Source organism: Haloferula sp. A504, assembly GCF_044385805.1.
GTDB lineage: Bacteria > Verrucomicrobiota > Verrucomicrobiia > Verrucomicrobiales > Akkermansiaceae > Haloferula.
This window is the reverse complement of record NZ_JBISBU010000004.1, coordinates 165,818-180,836: the sequence shown is the minus strand read 5'-3', so window position 1 is coordinate 180,836 and position 15,019 is coordinate 165,818. Positions and strand designations below refer to the sequence as shown.

11 protein-coding genes and 1 pseudogene are annotated in these 15,019 nt (G+C 63.8%); 2 read left to right on the top strand and 10 right to left on the bottom strand.

Annotated elements, in window-relative coordinates; translation table 11 throughout:
- Positions 1 to 589 precede the first annotated feature (589 nt).
- From ahcY to metK, 4 genes and pseudogenes are all read right to left on the bottom strand, one after another.
- Positions 590 to 2,020, bottom strand: coding sequence for an adenosylhomocysteinase (gene ahcY / locus ACG2LG_RS03705; RefSeq protein ID WP_396256417.1), 1,431 nt, complete (start codon positions 2,018 to 2,020; stop codon positions 590 to 592).
- 27 nt (positions 2,021 to 2,047) lie between these two features.
- Positions 2,048 to 2,122: pseudogene (locus ACG2LG_RS03700) on the bottom strand (hypothetical protein); the annotation flags it as partial.
- Positions 2,115 to 2,501, bottom strand: coding sequence for a four helix bundle protein (locus ACG2LG_RS03695; RefSeq protein WP_396256415.1), 387 nt, complete (start codon positions 2,499 to 2,501; stop codon positions 2,115 to 2,117). The pseudogene ACG2LG_RS03700 and the gene ACG2LG_RS03695, both read right to left, overlap by 8 nt.
- Before the next feature lie 41 nt (positions 2,502 to 2,542).
- The gene (gene metK, locus ACG2LG_RS03690; protein WP_396256414.1) at positions 2,543 to 3,754 is read right to left on the bottom strand and encodes a methionine adenosyltransferase; all 1,212 of its coding nucleotides are present in this window, start codon (positions 3,752 to 3,754) and stop codon (positions 2,543 to 2,545) included.
- A gap of 66 nt (positions 3,755 to 3,820) precedes the next feature.
- Here metK and ACG2LG_RS03685 point away from each other — a divergent pair, with 66 nt between their 5' ends.
- A complete protein-coding gene (locus ACG2LG_RS03685) occupies positions 3,821 to 4,729 on the top strand; it encodes a metalloregulator ArsR/SmtB family transcription factor (protein WP_396256412.1) in 909 nt (302 codons plus the stop codon).
- A 59-nt stretch (positions 4,730 to 4,788) separates the two neighbouring features.
- On the opposite strand, the gene ACG2LG_RS03680 is transcribed toward ACG2LG_RS03685, so the two are convergent.
- The gene (locus ACG2LG_RS03680; RefSeq protein ID WP_396256410.1) at positions 4,789 to 5,466 is read right to left on the bottom strand and encodes a uridine kinase; all 678 of its coding nucleotides are present in this window, start codon (positions 5,464 to 5,466) and stop codon (positions 4,789 to 4,791) included.
- A gap of 46 nt (positions 5,467 to 5,512) precedes the next feature.
- Positions 5,513 to 6,223, bottom strand: a complete 711-nt coding sequence (locus ACG2LG_RS03675; protein WP_396256425.1) for a YebC/PmpR family DNA-binding transcriptional regulator — start codon at positions 6,221 to 6,223, stop codon at positions 5,513 to 5,515.
- A 102-nt stretch (positions 6,224 to 6,325) separates the two neighbouring features.
- Between ACG2LG_RS03675 and ACG2LG_RS03670 the strand changes: the two genes are divergently transcribed.
- On the top strand, positions 6,326 to 7,132 hold the full coding sequence (locus tag ACG2LG_RS03670; protein WP_396256408.1) for a class I SAM-dependent methyltransferase: 807 nt from the start codon (positions 6,326 to 6,328) through the stop codon (positions 7,130 to 7,132).
- A 307-nt stretch (positions 7,133 to 7,439) separates the two neighbouring features.
- Here ACG2LG_RS03670 and ACG2LG_RS03665 read toward each other — a convergent pair whose 3' ends face one another.
- The 4 genes from ACG2LG_RS03665 to ACG2LG_RS03650 form a co-directional block, all read right to left on the bottom strand.
- Positions 7,440 to 7,817 (bottom strand): cupin domain-containing protein, encoded by a 378-nt coding sequence (locus tag ACG2LG_RS03665; protein ID WP_396256406.1) that lies wholly within the window; start codon positions 7,815 to 7,817, stop codon positions 7,440 to 7,442.
- A 4-nt stretch (positions 7,818 to 7,821) separates the two neighbouring features.
- Positions 7,822 to 10,632: a glycosyl hydrolase family 95 catalytic domain-containing protein gene (locus ACG2LG_RS03660; RefSeq protein WP_396256404.1), complete on the bottom strand. Its 2,811-nt coding sequence runs from the start codon at positions 10,630 to 10,632 to the stop codon at positions 7,822 to 7,824.
- A 69-nt stretch (positions 10,633 to 10,701) separates the two neighbouring features.
- Positions 10,702 to 12,561 carry a DNA topoisomerase IV subunit B gene (locus ACG2LG_RS03655; RefSeq protein WP_396256402.1) on the bottom strand — a complete coding sequence of 620 codons (1,860 nt, stop codon included), beginning with the start codon at positions 12,559 to 12,561 and terminating at the stop codon, positions 10,702 to 10,704.
- A gap of 57 nt (positions 12,562 to 12,618) precedes the next feature.
- On the bottom strand, positions 12,619 to 14,973 hold the full coding sequence (locus ACG2LG_RS03650) for a protein kinase (RefSeq protein ID WP_396256400.1): 2,355 nt from the start codon (positions 14,971 to 14,973) through the stop codon (positions 12,619 to 12,621).
- Between the last annotated feature and the right edge of the window lie 46 nt (positions 14,974 to 15,019).

Here is a 15,019-nt window from a genome sequence, read left to right as displayed (position 1 = left end):
GGGCAGCTCCGTTACCGCCGCCGGAGCAGTCGGCCGAGCGAGTCCCTCACGGGCTCGCCCGCCTGCTCCGGACGGGTGTTGGAATGGTACCAGTCCCAAAACACTGACAAGTGCCGCACGTTCTACGGTGTTCATGGTAGTTTTGGATGGGAATGCTCTCATTTTTCTTACGGTTCCCCCAGCCCGAGTCTTTCCGCACTCCATTCGGCGGTGCGTCGCATGGTGTCGGGGATGTGGTTGCCGGTGAGGGTGATTCTCAGTTCGTCGGGATGGGGAATGCCGGGCGTGGGGCCGGGACGGGTGCCCTCGACGGAGAGGTGGCTGCTGTCAGAGGGGTCCTCGCATTTAGCAACCAGCCTCCTTACCTACGGCATTCGCGGTAACGCGAACAACCTCCGGACCGCCTCCCCGCTGGAAACCCTCCCCCTCCTATCCTCGCTCCTCATCACCAAGCATCCCGCCAACCGGTATCCGTTGCCTAGCCTCGGCTTGGAACTTCTCGTGTCAAAGCCAACCCGAGCAAGTGAGCCGGGAAAGCGAAACGCCCGGGCCGGCGTGGCCCGGGCGTTTCGAATCCGTCGCCAGGGGCTCAGTAGCGGTAGTGCTCCGGCTTATAGGGGCCCCCGACCGGCACATCGATGTAGTCGGCCTGCTCCTTGGTAAGCTGGGTCAGCCTGGCGCCGATCTTCTCAAGGTGGAGGCGTGCGACTTCCTCGTCGAGATGCTTCGGCAGGACTTTCACTTCGCCCGCCTTGTAGTTGTCCTTGTTCTGCCAGAGGTCGATCTGGGCCAGCGTCTGGTTGGTGAAGCTGTTGGACATCACGAAGCTCGGGTGGCCGGTGGCGCAGCCGAGGTTCACGAGGCGCCCTTCGGCCAGCATGTAGAGGCTGTTGCCGGCCGGGAAGGTGTACTTGTCGACCTGCGGCTTGATGTTGGTCTTCACCACACCCTCGGTCTTCTCGAGCTTCTCCATCTGGATCTCGTTGTCGAAGTGACCGATGTTGCAGACGATCGCCTGGTCCTTCATCTTCTCCATGTGCTCGACACGGATGATGTCGTAGTTGCCGGTGGTGGTGACGTAGATGTCCCCCCAGCCGAGGGTGTCCTCGACGGTCAGCACGCGGAAACCTTCCATCGCCGCCTGCAGCGCGCAGATCGGGTCGACCTCGGTCACCACGACCTGGGCGCCCTGGCCACGGAGGGCCTGGGCGCAGCCCTTGCCGACGTCGCCGTAGCCGCAGACCACGGCCACCTTGCCGGAAATCATCACGTCGGTGGCACGCTTGATGCCGTCGACGAGTGACTCGCGGCAACCGTAGAGGTTGTCGAACTTCGACTTGGTCACGGAGTCGTTCACGTTGATCGCCGGAACCAGCAGCTTGCCGGCCCGGGCCATCTGATAGAGGCGGTGGACCCCGGTGGTCGTCTCTTCCGAGACGCCCTTCCAGTCGGCCACGATCTTGGCGAAGATACCCGGTTGCTCGGCGCCGATCTTCTTGAGGAGGTCCTTGATGACCTGCTCTTCCTGGCTTCCGGCGGGCTCGTTGACCCAGTCGGAGCCATTCTCCATCTCGTAGCCCTTGTGGATCAGCAGGGTGGCATCGCCGCCGTCATCGACGATGAGTTGCGGTCCGAGGCCCTCGGGATTGAGGATGGCCTTCCAGGTGCACCACCAGTATTCCTCGAGGGTTTCGCCCTTCCAGGCGAAGACGGGAACACCGGACTTGGCGATCGCGGCGGCGGCGTGGTCCTGGGTCGAGAAGATGTTGCACGAGACCCAGCGGACCTCGGCCCCGAGTTCCACGAGGGTCTCGATGAGGACAGCGGTCTGGATCGTCATGTGGAGCGAGCCCATGATGCGGACCCCGGCGAGCGGCTTCTCGGGGCCGTACTTCTCGCGGGTCGCCATGAGGCCGGGCATCTCGTGCTCGGCGATTTCGATTTCCTTGCGGCCGAAGTCAGCGAGGCCGATGTCGCGGACTTTGTAATCTTGTTGGGTAGGTTCAGCAGTTGTGGTCATGATATTTTGTTGGGATGAGGCGGGGAAAAGACAGAAGACGGGAAGACGGAAGACGGAAGACGGAAGACGGAAGACAGAAGACAGAAGATGGGGACTAGAAGAGCCAGCTGAAGAAGAGGCCGAGCATCCCGCCGCCTTTCAGCGACTTCCGAAGCCCTTCGAGCATGGATGAAATTTCACGGCACTCACTCACGAGCGGCGTAACGAGGTCATCGGCAAGATGCCCGGACTTCTGGGCCAAATAAAGCTGGGTTCGGAGTTCACCAGCGGATCCCTTGGCAATCGCCAGAAAACGCCGGAACTCCTTGTTGCTGTCCCGCTCGGCACCCTCCGCGATGTTGGACGGTATCGAAGTGCAGGCCCGAGCCATCTGGTCGCGGAGCGAGAAGAGCTTGATCGAATCCACCGCTCCGAGGATCGAGACAGCCAGGCGCGACGAGCGCTTCCAGACCTCCAGTTCCTCAAAGTTGTGCATGGCCATGGTCTTGCGTCTTCTGTCTTGAAGTCTTTTGTCTGCTTGCGTCAGCGAGCCGCCTTCTTGAGTGCCGCGAACTTGTTGGTTTCCTCCCACGGCAGACCGCAGTCCTCCTTGCCGAAGTGACCGTAGTTCGTCGAATCCGAGTAGATCGGACGCAGCAGCTTGAGCTGGCGGACGATGTCGGCAGGCTTGAAGGAGAACACCTTCATCACCGCGCCGAGGATCTTGACGTCATCGATGGTGCCGGTGCCGAAGGTGTCGATGTGCACGCTGACCGGCTCGGGGTGGCCGATGGCGTAGGCGAACTGAATCTCGCACTTCGCGGCGAGGCCGGCGGCGACGATGTTCTTGGCGACCCAGCGGCCCATGTAGGCGGCGGAACGGTCGACCTTCGAGGGATCCTTGCCGGAGAAGGCACCGCCGCCGTGGCGGCCCGTGCCGCCGTACGTGTCGACGATGATCTTGCGGCCGGTGAGACCGGAGTCGCCCTGAGGGCCACCGATCACGAACTTGCCGGTCGGGTTGATCAGGAACTCGGTGTCCTTGGTGAGCATGCCCTTGGGCAGGACCTTCTTGATCACCTTCTCAATGCAGAACTTCTCGATTTCGGCGTGCTTGGTGCCCTCGGCATGCTGGGTGGAGATGACCACGTTCACGATCCGGGTCGGCTTGCCGTCGAGGTACTCGACCGAAACCTGCGACTTCGCATCCGGCCGCAGCCATTTCACGCGACCCGACTTGCGAATGCGGGTCAGCTCGCGACCGAGACGGTGCGCATACATGATCGGCGCCGGCATCAACTCGGGTGTCTCGTCGCAGGCGTAGCCGAACATGATGCCCTGGTCGCCGGCTCCCTGCTCTTCATGCTTCTTGCCCTCCGCTTTCCGGGCATCGACGCCCTGGGCGATGTCGGCGGACTGGGCCGTGAGCAGGTTGGTGATGAAGACGGTGTCCGCGTGGAAAATGTCGTCGTCGTTGATGTAGCCGATCCCGCGGATGGCGTCGCGGACCACGGTGCCGACGTTGATCGCGCTGTCGAGGGGCTTGGTCCTGCCGGTCTTCGCGTCCTGCAGCTTGGGAATGGTGATCTCGCCTCCGACCACGACCTGATTCGACTTCACGAAAGTCTCGCAGGCGACCCGGGATTTGGGATCGACTTTCAGGCAGGCATCCAGAATCGCATCGGAAATGGTGTCGCAAACCTTGTCGGGATGGCCTTCACCGACGGACTCAGAGGAGAAAATGTAGGAACTCATGGGGTGTGTCGTTTTTCGTATCGTCAAATCGCGATGCGTTGATGTATTGGTTTCCCCATGCCGTCAATGCTGAAATCCCTGAAGCTTCTGGCCGACCCCACGCGGCTGCGGATTCTCCGGCTTCTCGACCGTGAACCGCTCAGCGTGGCGGACCTTCAGGAAGTGCTTGGCATGGGTCAGAGCCGGATTTCCACCCAGCTTTCGCAACTCAAGGGCGGCGGACTGGTAGGGGACGAGCGCAGCGGAAAAAACAACATCTACCGTTCGGAGATGTCGTCCGAATTGTCCGGACTCGTCCGCGACGCCTCCACCGAACTCCCGGAGGCCCGTAAGGACGATACCGCGCTGCGCCACCTGCTGCGGAAGCGCCAGGACAAGTCGCGCGCCTACTTCGACGAGCTGGCGGGCCGCTTCGGCAAGGACTACGTGCCGGGCCGCTCGTGGAAGGGCCTGGCCGAGGCCCTGCTGAAAGTGATGGCCGTCGGTACTGTCGCCGACCTCGGTGCCGGCGAGGGCACCCTTTCCCAGCTCCTTGCCCAGCGGGCCGAGAAGGTGATCGCCGTCGACCTCTCGGAGAAGATGGTGGCATTCGGCACCCAGCTCGCCCGGGAGCACGGGCTTGCCAACCTGGAATACCGGGCCGGTGACTTGGAGAATCCGCCGCTCGAACCCGGAGAAATCAATCTCGCCGTGCTGAGCCAGGCCCTTCACCACGCGGCCAGCCCCCAGCGGGCCCTCGACGCTGCCTTTCAGGCTCTGCGGAGCGGTGGCCAGCTCGTCATCCTCGATCTGCTGCAACACCAGTTTGAAGAGGCGCGCGAACTCTACGCCGACACCTGGTTGGGCTTCGGCGAGGCGGAACTGGCGGCCATGCTCGAGAAGTCGGGCTTCACCGGGATCGAAACGGCCGTGGTGGATCGGGAGGCCGAGCCTCCGCATTTTCAAACGCTGCTGGCGGTCGCGCGGAAGAAGTGAGCCGTGGCGGTGAATCGCATCGGCCGCACCCATTTGCGCGAGCCGACGCGCGACCCAGCTTACCCGTGCAGGTGGAGCCGCCGTCCGCAGTTGGAACGCCGCAGCACCAGATCCGCCTGCTCATGCGCTCCGACCGAGAAGCGTGGATAGTCGCGCAGATTGCTGGTCCAGAACAGGGACAGCGCCTTGCCGAAACTGGTGGACCGCTCCCGCCGGTCGCGGCCGATCCGCGCCTGCCACTGAAGCCGCCACCCGGCGAGAATCAGGATGCGCAGGTCGAAATGCTCACGCACCCCCCGATGGGTGGAAATCTCACCGTCGGCGATCAGAAAGCGGGGTGCCTCCAGGGTCTCGGTCTCATGCGCCGCTCCGCGCTCCCGGCAAAACACCGGCCGCTCGATCGGGTGCCCCTCGCGGGCCGCCTCCAGATGACTCTTCAGGAGGTCGATCCGGTTGCCCTCCGGATGGGATCCGTAAATCCCCCGACCCCGCTCGGTCCGCGACTTTCGGTAGTCGTCCAGCGGCAGCACTCCGGCATGCTCCAGCTCCGCCGCAAGCGCCTGCGCAAAGGTCGACTTGCCACTGCCGCCGGGGCCACCGATCCCCACCAGCACGGGCCGTTGCAAGGACTGCTGGGCCTTGAGCAACAGCGGCAGGGCCGCCGTTACCCCGGCGCAGCGGGAGGCAGACTCGGTCACGGCGGCGCGGGCGTAGCATCCTCCCAGCCCTCCGTCCACGCCGATTCTTCAGCGGCCTCGCCCCCTGGCGCGCCCGGCGTGTCCCTTACCCGATGTTGGTGAAAACCTTCTGCACGTCGTCGTCGTCCTCGACCTTTTCCAGCAGGGACTCGACCTCCTCCATCTGCGCTTCGGTCAGCTCCACCGGTTGGGTCGGGATTCGTTCAAGTCCGGCCCGTGTCACCGCGATGCCGAGCTTTTCGATCCCGTTGCTGAGGTTGGCGAAATCCGAATACCCTCCGATCGCCCGGGCCACCCCGTCCTCGACCTCGAGTTCTTCGAGACCGTAGTCGATCAGCTCGAGCTCGACCTCCTCCAGGTTCACCTCGCCGGTCACCGCGAACTCGATGACCGCCTTGCGGTTGAACATGAAATCCAGCTGTCCGCTGTTGACGATCTGGCCGCCGTTCTTGCTGAAGATCGTCTTGAGGTTGCCGACGGTCCGGTTCGAGTTGTCCGTTGCACACTCGATGTAGAAGAGCGAACCGTGTGGGCCCTTGCCCTCGTAGTTGTTCTCGACGATGTCGACCGCATCACTGCCGCTCGCCCGCTTGATCGCCGCGTCGATCTTGTCCTTCGGCAGGTTTTCCGCCTTGGCGGTGGCGATCGCCAGACGGAGCGCCGGATTCATGTCGGGATCCGGGCCTCCGTTCTTGGCGGCGAGGGTGATGGACTTGGCCAGCCTCGGAAACACCTTGGACATCTTGTCCCAACGGGCTTCCTTGGCTCGGCGGCGGCATTCGAAGGCTCTTCCCATAACGTTGTGCGTGGGCATGATTGAATCCGAGCCGCGCCGACATTCAAGCTTGCCCTGCGATCCACTCGAAAGTTTCCGCGATTCCCTCCAGTTCCTATTCCAATGAAGCGTCTTGCCATCCTCAGCCCGATTATCTTCCTGCTCATCCTCGGGCTGCTCCTCTGGCACCCTTGGCGGACGGATGACGAGTCTCCGGCCGCAGGCCCCGGCCCCGTCGAGGCGGGAGCCACCGCCATTGTGGAGGCCGACCCATTCGTTCCAAAGATCCCGGAGTATGAATTCGCCGAGCCCACCCGCGGTGGAATCGGCAAGATCTACCTGGGACGCGAAATCTCACAGGTCATGGGCCACCGCGGCATCAAGTGGCTCGAGCGCGACAACCGTGAGGAAGAGGAATCCCCCAGTTCGGCCATCGACGCGCTCCAGCTGCCGCCGGAAACGGTCATTGCCGATATCGGCGCAGGTTCGGGCTACTACTCGTTCCGCATCGCCAAACTCATCCCCGAGGGCGAGGTGATCGCCGTGGACATCCAGCCCGAGATGATCTCCCACCTCGAGATGACCGCCGCCGAGAAGGACATCACCAACGTCCGGCCGCACCTCGGCACGATCGAGGATGTGGCCCTCGAACCCGCGTCCATCGACGCCGCCATCATGGTCGACGCCTACCACGAGTTCTCCCATCCGGCGGAGATGATGCTCTCGATCCGCGAAGCCCTGCGACCCGGCGGCCAGGTCTTCCTCCTCGAATTCCGCGCCGAGGACGAAAGCGTGCCCATCAGCCGACTCCACAAGATGTCCGAGGAGCAGGTCCGCAAGGAGATGGAAGCCGTCGGCCTCGAGTTCGTGGTCAACCATGACTTCCTGCCGTGGCAGCACTTTCTGGTATTTCGAAAGCCGGGCAGATGATCGCACGCCGGCACCCAGTCACTACCAAGCTTCTCGCGACCTTTCAGGCCGCCGGATACACTGCCTCCACGAATCCCAGGGCCGTTGGCCCTGGGCTCTGTTCTTTCGACCCTTCGGGCCGGCTTCAGGAGTGGCCCGAAGGGTCACCAGAACAAAGCCCGGGGCAAGGAGTCCGCGAACGCGGACGACGCGGCCCCGGGTTACCCATCACCGCACCTCAAGCGGCCTGAAGGGCCGCGAGAAATCCTGCCAGAGAACTTGGGCGACGCAGACCTAAAGAGAATTGGGATTGCTTGGGACGCCCCCTTCAATGCTGCGGCGTCTCCCCTGCCTCGACGGCATCCTCCTCGTAGAAGAAATCACTGTCGTCGTGCTTCGGGATCGGAATGTTGAGCAGCTTCATCTTGCCCACCGCCCGATGCCGGCAACCGGGGCGGATGAGCACGGTGGAGAGCGGGCCGACCGGCACCATTTCGCCATCCAGTTCAAGAGCCCCCTCCCCTTCGAGGATCACGTAGATCTCGGTGGTCTTCCTGTGGTAGTGGCAGGTCGGTTCGTCGGCGACGTCGAGGTAGTGCACCGAGGCCGGTGCATCCTCGAGGTCGGCAAAGGCGCGGCGGGTGGTTCCGCAGCAGCAGTCCACCGGAGGGATCTCATCAAAGCTCAGGCGTTCGTAGCGTTTCATTGGTCTAGAGTTTTTCGGTGCGAACCTTGCGGGTCTCTCCATTCACCCGCACGGACACCTCGGCCGGCTCCTTCGAACGGATGCGGAAGTCGGTGACCTTTCCATCCTTCCATTCGAAGTCGACCTCGTGACCGCCCCGGGCGCGCATTCCGGTGACCCTGCCCTTCGGCCAGGCATCGGGCAAGGCCGGCAGCAGGCGGATCGTGTCGCCATGGCATTGCAGCAGCATCTCCCCGATGCCCGAGGTTCCTCCGAAGTTGCCGTCGATCTGGAAGGGCGGGTGCTGACAGAAGAGGTTCACCCCGCCCTTCTTGATCAGGTTCCCCAGCATCATGTGGGCGTGGTTGCCGTCGTGCAGCCGGGCCCAGAAGTTCACCTTCCACGCCATCGACCAGCCGGTGCCGCCATCACCGCGGCGTTGGAGTGAGACCTTGGCCGCCTCGGCGAAACGCGGCGTCGTCTCGGGGGTGATCTCATCGTAGGGGTGCAGCCCGTACAGATGGGAGACGTGACGGTGGGTTGGCTCCGCCTCGTCGTAGTCCTCCAGCCATTCCTGGATCTGACCATGCTTCCCGATCTGGTTCGGCGCGAGCTTGCCGCGGGTCTCGACGAGTTGCTTGCGGAAGGCCTCGTCGATGCCGAGGATTTCGGATGCCTCGATGCAGTTGGCGAACAGCTCGCGCAGGATCTGCATGTCCATCGTCGGCCCCATGCAGATGCGGGCATTTTTGCCGTTGGGCATGATGAAGGTGTTCTCGGGCGAGTTCGACGGTGCCGTGACCAGCCAGCCGGTCTTCGGGTCGGTGATCAGCATGTCGAGGAAGAACTCGGCCGAGCCCTTCATGATCGGGTAGGCCCCCTTCAGGAACTCCTTGTCGCGGCTGTAATCGTAGTGCTCCCACAGGTGATCGCACAGCCACGGCGAACCGGTGGCCGTGGCTCCCCATCCGGCCTGCTCGCCCGGCGCGGTGAAGCCCCAGACGTTGGTGATCACGTGCGCCACCCAACCGTCGGCGTCGTAGTAGGCCCTGGCCGTTTCGGCACCCGGTTCCTGCAGCGATTCGATGAGCTTGAAAAGCGGCGTGTGACAATCACCCAGCCCGCACATCTCGGCCGGCCAGTAGTTCATTTGGACGTTGATATCGAGGTGGTAGTCGCAGTTCCACGGCGTCTGGATCCCCTCGGCCCAGAGTCCCTGCAGGTTGGCCGGCATGTTGCCCGGCCGCGAGCTGCTGATCAGCAGGTATCGGCCGAAGTTGAAATACAGGGCCGCCAGCGCCGGATCGGGACCGCCTTTCGAAAGGGCCGCATGACGCTCGTTGGTCGGAAGTCTCGCCGTCTCCCGGCTCTCCGGTTGGCCGTCATCGAGGGTCAGGCTCATCCGGTCGAAGTAGCTCCGGTGGTTGGCAATGTGGTCCGCCCGCAGCTTGGCGTAGGGTTTGGACGACGCGTTGGTGAGATCGTTCATCGTCGCCACCAGCGGGTCCGGCGTGTTGCGGCCGGCAAAGCCTTGGTAGTCGGTCGCCGCAGCCACCAGCAACACGACCTCGTCGGCCGCGTCGACATGGAGGGTGTCGCCCTTCACCGAGACCCGTCCTCCGGTGGGAACCGCCAGCAGGCGGGCCACGAATTTCATGCCATCGACTCCGGACTGGCCGCTCGCGGTATTCCCGGCCATGACCAGACCGGCCTTGCCGTCGGCGACGGTCTCGGCGTCCTGCAGGCGATCGAGCGTCGCCGAAAACGAGATCTTGCCCGGCTTGTCGGCGGCAAACCGGAAGGCCATCACCTGGTCGGGCGCACTGGCGAAGGCCTCGCGGGTGAAGGTCACTCCGTCCTTCGTGTACTCGACCGCGGAAAGGGCGTCACGGAGATCGAGGCTGCGACGGTAGTTCTCCGTGGTCTCGCGGGGGTCGAGGGAGATCGACAGCGGGAGCTGACCCCTCCGGCGATAGTTCGAGCAGTAGATCGCGATGACGTTGTCGCCAACCTTGAGGAACTCGCTGACATCCCGCTGGAACTTGTCGTGCCCGCCCGCCTGCCATCCGGCGAACTCACCGACTTCCCGGCCGTTGACGAAGACCCGCCCATTCCGTGCCCGGGACCCCACCCGCAGCATCCCCAGCGTGGCGAGTTGCTCCTCGGTCAGCTTCAGGTGGTGACGCAGCAATGCCTTGTCGTTGATCTCGAACTTCCGGTCACCCTTCACCGCCTTGCCGCCCTCGATGACGTAGTCGGTCCAATCGGTGTCATCCACCCCGACCTGGACGCCTTCCTCCACCATGCGGGTGATCTCGCGCCGGTGCTCGCGGATATCCTCGATCCCCGGCGTGGTGAGCATGCGGTATTTCCAAACGTTCAGCGGCAGCGACTCGACCTCCGACTTCCACACGAGATTCAGGTTCCCAAGTTCCTGGAAGCACCCCCACGGGCCATTCGCGCCACCACGCGACCCCCCACCCTTGCAGGTGAAGGTCTGGTTCACCAGGGCCTCGGCCTCGTCGTTCCTCCCAGCGAGGAGAAGCTCGCGGATCTTCGGCAGGTTCTTCGAGGCGTCCTCGCGATTCCAATCGACCCGCGACCCGGACCACACGGTTTCCTCGTTCAACGCGATCCGCTCGTGCCCGACGCCCCCGAACACCATCGCACCAATCCGGCCATTGCCGATCGGCAAAGCCTCGTGGGACCAGCTGCGGGCCGGGGTCTCATACCAGAGTGTCGTCGAGGGATCCGGTCCACCAGCTTCAGCAAAAGAGGAGAGAGGCATCAAGCAGACCGCCAGCAGAAGCCCTCGGGGCGACAGGACAAGTTTCATCCCCCATGCTACGGCGCTCCGCGCCCGGTTCAAACAGTCAAGTGTCTGCCCCGGGAGCCTCTTTTCTCCCTACGCCGCCGCCTCGTCCACCTGCCGGTCGACGTCTTCGCGCAGGTTCTCGATGATGTATTGCTGCCGGTCGGGCGTGTTCTTGCCCATGTAGAATCCAAGCAGTTCCTTCACACCCTTGCCTTCCTCGTATTCGACCGGATCAAGCCGCATGTCGGGCCCGATCATGAACTTGAACTCGTCGGGCGAGATTTCGCCGAGCCCCTTGAAGCGGGTGATCTCCGCCGCCTTGCCGAGCTTCGCCAGGGCCTGATCCTTCTCCTCGTCGCTGTAGCAGTAGATCGTCTCCTTCTTGTTGCGGACGCGGAACAGCGGCGTCTGCAGGATGAACAGGTGACCCTCGCGGATGATTTCCGGGAAGAACTGCAGGAAGAAGGTCAGCAGCAGCAGGCGGATGTGCATGCCGTCGACATCGGCATCGGTCGCGACCACCACCTTGTTGTAGCGCAGGCCCTCGATGCTGTCCTCGATCCCGAGCGCCGCCTGCAGCAGTGCGAATTCCTCGTTCTGATAGACGATCTTCTTGCCCAGCCCGAAGGTGTTGAGCGGCTTGCCGCGCAGCGAGAAGACCGCCTGGGTCTCGACGTCGCGACTCTTGGTGATCGAGCCCGAAGCCGAGTCGCCCTCGGTGATGAAGAGCGTGCTCTTCTCGCGCATCTTGTGCTTGGTGCCGAGGTGCGCCCGGCAGTCGCGGAGCTTCTTGTTGTGCACCTTGGCCTGCCGCGCACGGTCGCGGGCGAGCTTCTTCACGCCCTTCAACTCCTTGCGCTCCCTTTCGGCGGCAAGGATCCGCTTCTGCAGGGCCTCGGCCGCCGGGGGATTCCGATGCAGGTAGTTGTCGAGGTGCTCCTTGAGGAAGTTCCCGATGAAGGTTCGAAGCGTCTCCCCCTTCGGTGATATCGTGCTGGAACCCAGCTTCGTCTTCGTCTGCGACTCGAAGACCGGCTCTTCCACCCGCACGCAGATCGCCGCCTCGACACCGGACCGGATGTCGGCCGCATCGTACTGCTTCTTGTAGAAACCACGGATCACATTGACCAGCGCCTCGCGGAAGGCCGCAAGGTGGGTGCCGCCCTGGGTCGTGTTCTGGCCGTTGACGAAGGAGTAGTACTCCTCACCACTTTCCGCGGTGTGGGTGAAGGCGATCTCGATATCCTTGCCCTTCAGATGCACCGGCCCGTACAGCGCCTCGCTCTCCATCTCCTCGGCGAGCAGGTCGAGCAGGCCGTTCTTCGATTTGAAGCGCTTGCCGTTGAAGTTGAGCGTCAGTCCGGGATTCAGGTAGCTGTAGTAGCGGCACATCCGCTCCACCACCGCCGGCTTGAAGTTCGTCCGCTGCGGGAAGATCGTGCGGTCCACCTCGAAGGCCAGCCGTGTGCCGGGCTCGCCGTCGTCCTTGCGGGGCGACTTCATTTCCTCGACCACCTCACCCTTCGAAAACTCGATCGCCTTGGTGGTGCCGTCTCGCCACGCCTGGATCTCGAAGAAGCCGGAGAGCGCGTTGACCGCCTTGATGCCGACCCCGTTCAGGCCGACGGACTTCTTGAAGGCCTCACTGTCGTATTTGGCACCGGTGTTGATCTGGGCCGCGCAGTCGTAGAGCTTGCCGAGCGGAATCCCGCGGCCGAAGTCGCGGACCTCGACCCGGCCCTCGTCGTCGATGTCGATCCGGATCTCCTTGCCGTAGCCCATGATGTGCTCGTCGATGGAGTTGTCGATCGCCTCCTTGAGCAGCACGTAAACCCCGTCGTCGGGCGAAGAGCCGTCGCCGAGCTTGCCGATGTACATGCCCGGCCGCAGCCGGATGTGCTCGCGCCAATCGAGCGATTTGATGTCCGCTTCCGTGTATTCCGCTGCCATGGATTTACTTTGGGGAAGTTAAGGGATCCGCCCCACCCTTGGCAAGCTCGGGGCCGGTTATTCAAGAACCGGAGCGATCAGCTCCCAGCGCCGCTTGAAGGCTTCGGAAAGCTGCGCGAGCTTTTCTCCGGCGGCCTTGGCCCGGTCTGCATCGCCCGCCAGCAGCCCGAAGGCGATGGCCAGCTCGTGCCGCCGGAGCGTCTCAATGTCGCCTTTCGAGTCCCGGATCAACTGCCGGTGAAGATCGATCAGGCTCTCGGGATCCAGCTCGGTCCAGGCCAGGCGCTGCCGGGATTCGTCCGCCGTGATCAGGTCCAATCCCTCCGCGTCCCCCCCGGCGACCTTCGGGAAGGTGGTGCCCTCCCGGTCCTTCACCGGTCCGCCCCGCCGGACCGTTCCCGCCTGCTCGCCGAGTTCGGTCAGGAAGGCGACCGCCGCCTGATTGAGAAGAAACAGCGAGTCGCGCCGCTTCCGCTGCGATTCCGTTTCCGGTTTCCATCTTCGGAGCACCTCCTCGGCCTCGGAGAAGCGACAGGCCTGGAACAACTCCTCCAACTGATCCGGTCCCGCCATCTTGGCCGTCCCCATGCCCCGCGCCCGCCGCTCGAGTTCGAGCTGCCAGCAGCGGACATTGAACCGCGCCCTGCCCTGGGTCTTCAGCTCGCTGCGGACCTGCTCAAGTTTCCGGATCAGCGCCCGGCACTGCTTCGGATCGAGTTCGAAATCCGCCGGCTCGGCTCCACGCAGCTTTTCGAGGTCCGAAAGATAACCCCCGGCGATCGGAACGTAGGTCGCCACCCACGGGTTGTCGCGGTCGGACGGCGCATCGGAGAGGTGAAGAAAATGCGGCTCCGCCTGCTCGAGCATCCCCTGCTCCCAGTTCTTCAAGCCGCCGAGCAACGACATCAGGCAATTGATCGGCGAGTGATCGTCGCGGTCGACCGGCATCACCGGCTCCCACTTCTTGAGCCCCTGCAAGGCGGTCTCCATCCGGGTGTAGATGGCTCCGTTCAGGCCGTTGGCCTCCTTGATGTGTCGCATTGCACGGTTCGCCTCGACCCGCGCGCGGCTCGCCTCGCCCTCGAGATAGCTCGCGATCACCGCCTCGCACGCCGCCCATGACCCGGTGGGTTCGAGGACCCGCGGATGATCCCTCACCGCTCCGAAACGCTGGCGCGCCAGGGCGTAATCACCGCGCTTCAGGGCATCGGTCGCCTCGGCGTAGAAGCGCCCCACCTCGACGCCGCCCGGATTCGAAGCCCCCGGGGTCCCCGCCCCCCCTGAGGTCGCGGAATTTCCAGGGACGACCACCGACCCGCTCACTTCCGGCACCTCCACGTCCATGACGGTCTTGACCGCAAAAACAGCCGCCGCGACGACCAGCACGATGGCCACCGCCAAGGCAACCTTTCCGCCGACCCCCATGCCCGCCGATCCCTTGAGCCCCTTCACCGGGACGGCACTGGTGACCGCTGGCGGGACGTAGTTGACCGAAACCTCCTTGGCGTCCCGCAACGCGGAGATCAGATCCTCGTAGGAGCGATAGCGCCCGCTCGGCTCGTAGCTCATGCAGCGGTCGATCACCGCGCAGGTGTCGGGATGCAGCCACGCCGCCGCTTTTCCCAGCGGGGAAACACTGCGCTTGGCCAATCGCAGCCGATTGGTGTCCATCGACTCCTCGTCGCACGGCGGCCGCCCCGCCATCGCATGGTAGAAGGTCGCGCCAAACGCGTAGATGTCCGAGCGAAAATCCTCCTCCCCTCCCTCGATGGCCTCGGGGGGCACATAGTACGGGGTCGCCCAGATTTCCGTGGCCTTCGCCTTGCCTCCCTGGGTCACCAGCGCCAGGCCGAAGTCGACGATCTTCGCGCTCCCTCCGGACTCGATCAGGATGTTCCCCGGCTTGATGTCGCGGTGGATCAGCCCGGCGTGATGCGCCGCCTTGAGCCCCTCGGCCACCTCGATCGCGAGTTCCAGCGCCTCGGTCTCCGGGATGGTGCCCCGCTCGCTGATGTGATGCTCGAAATGACCGCCGGTCACGTATTCCATCGCAATGTAGAAGCGACCGAAGGCGCGCCCGGTGGTGAAGACGCGAACCACATTCGGGTGGCTGATCGAGGCCGTGATCCGCGCCTCTTCCTCGAAGGCACCGATCCGCTTCTCGTCGGCCGAGTATTCCTTGTTGAGCAGCTTCACCACGACTTCGCGGTCGAGCGTGTTGTCCTGGGCAATGAAGACCACACTCATCCCGCCGACGGCGTGGCGGCGCGTCAGCGTGTAAGACCCGAACTCCCGTTTCACCCGCGTGTGCTTGGTGCACGACGGGCACTCGACATTGGTGAAGGGCTCGACGGCGGAAATGTCCATCGCCACCCCACAGGCATGACAATAGGCGATCTCCCCCTCAGGCATGCGGGACCCTAGTCCCCAAACCGGATTCGGGAAACCTCAAAGCACG

Bases quoted from the DNA above. Each gene is read 5' to 3' on its own strand.
- ACG2LG_RS03675 (WP_396256425.1), bottom strand. From the start codon at position 6,223: ATGGGAAGAGCCTTCGAATGCCGCCGCCGAGCCAAGGAAGCCCGTTGG.
- ACG2LG_RS03655 (WP_396256402.1), bottom strand. From the start codon at position 12,561: ATGGCAGCGGAATACACGGAAGCGGACATCAAATCGCTCGATTGGCGC.
- ACG2LG_RS03660 (WP_396256404.1), bottom strand. From the start codon at position 10,632: ATGAAACTTGTCCTGTCGCCCCGAGGGCTTCTGCTGGCGGTCTGCTTG.
- ACG2LG_RS03685 (WP_396256412.1), top strand. From the start codon at position 3,821: ATGCTGAAATCCCTGAAGCTTCTGGCCGACCCCACGCGGCTGCGGATT.
- metK (WP_396256414.1), bottom strand. From the start codon at position 3,754: ATGAGTTCCTACATTTTCTCCTCTGAGTCCGTCGGTGAAGGCCATCCC.
- ACG2LG_RS03650 (WP_396256400.1), bottom strand. From the start codon at position 14,973: ATGCCTGAGGGGGAGATCGCCTATTGTCATGCCTGTGGGGTGGCGATG.
- ahcY (WP_396256417.1), bottom strand. From the start codon at position 2,020: ATGACCACAACTGCTGAACCTACCCAACAAGATTACAAAGTCCGCGAC.
- ACG2LG_RS03665 (WP_396256406.1), bottom strand. From the start codon at position 7,817: ATGAAACGCTACGAACGCCTGAGCTTTGATGAGATCCCTCCGGTGGAC.
- ACG2LG_RS03695 (WP_396256415.1), bottom strand. From the start codon at position 2,501: ATGGCCATGCACAACTTTGAGGAACTGGAGGTCTGGAAGCGCTCGTCG.
- ACG2LG_RS03670 (WP_396256408.1), top strand. From the start codon at position 6,326: ATGAAGCGTCTTGCCATCCTCAGCCCGATTATCTTCCTGCTCATCCTC.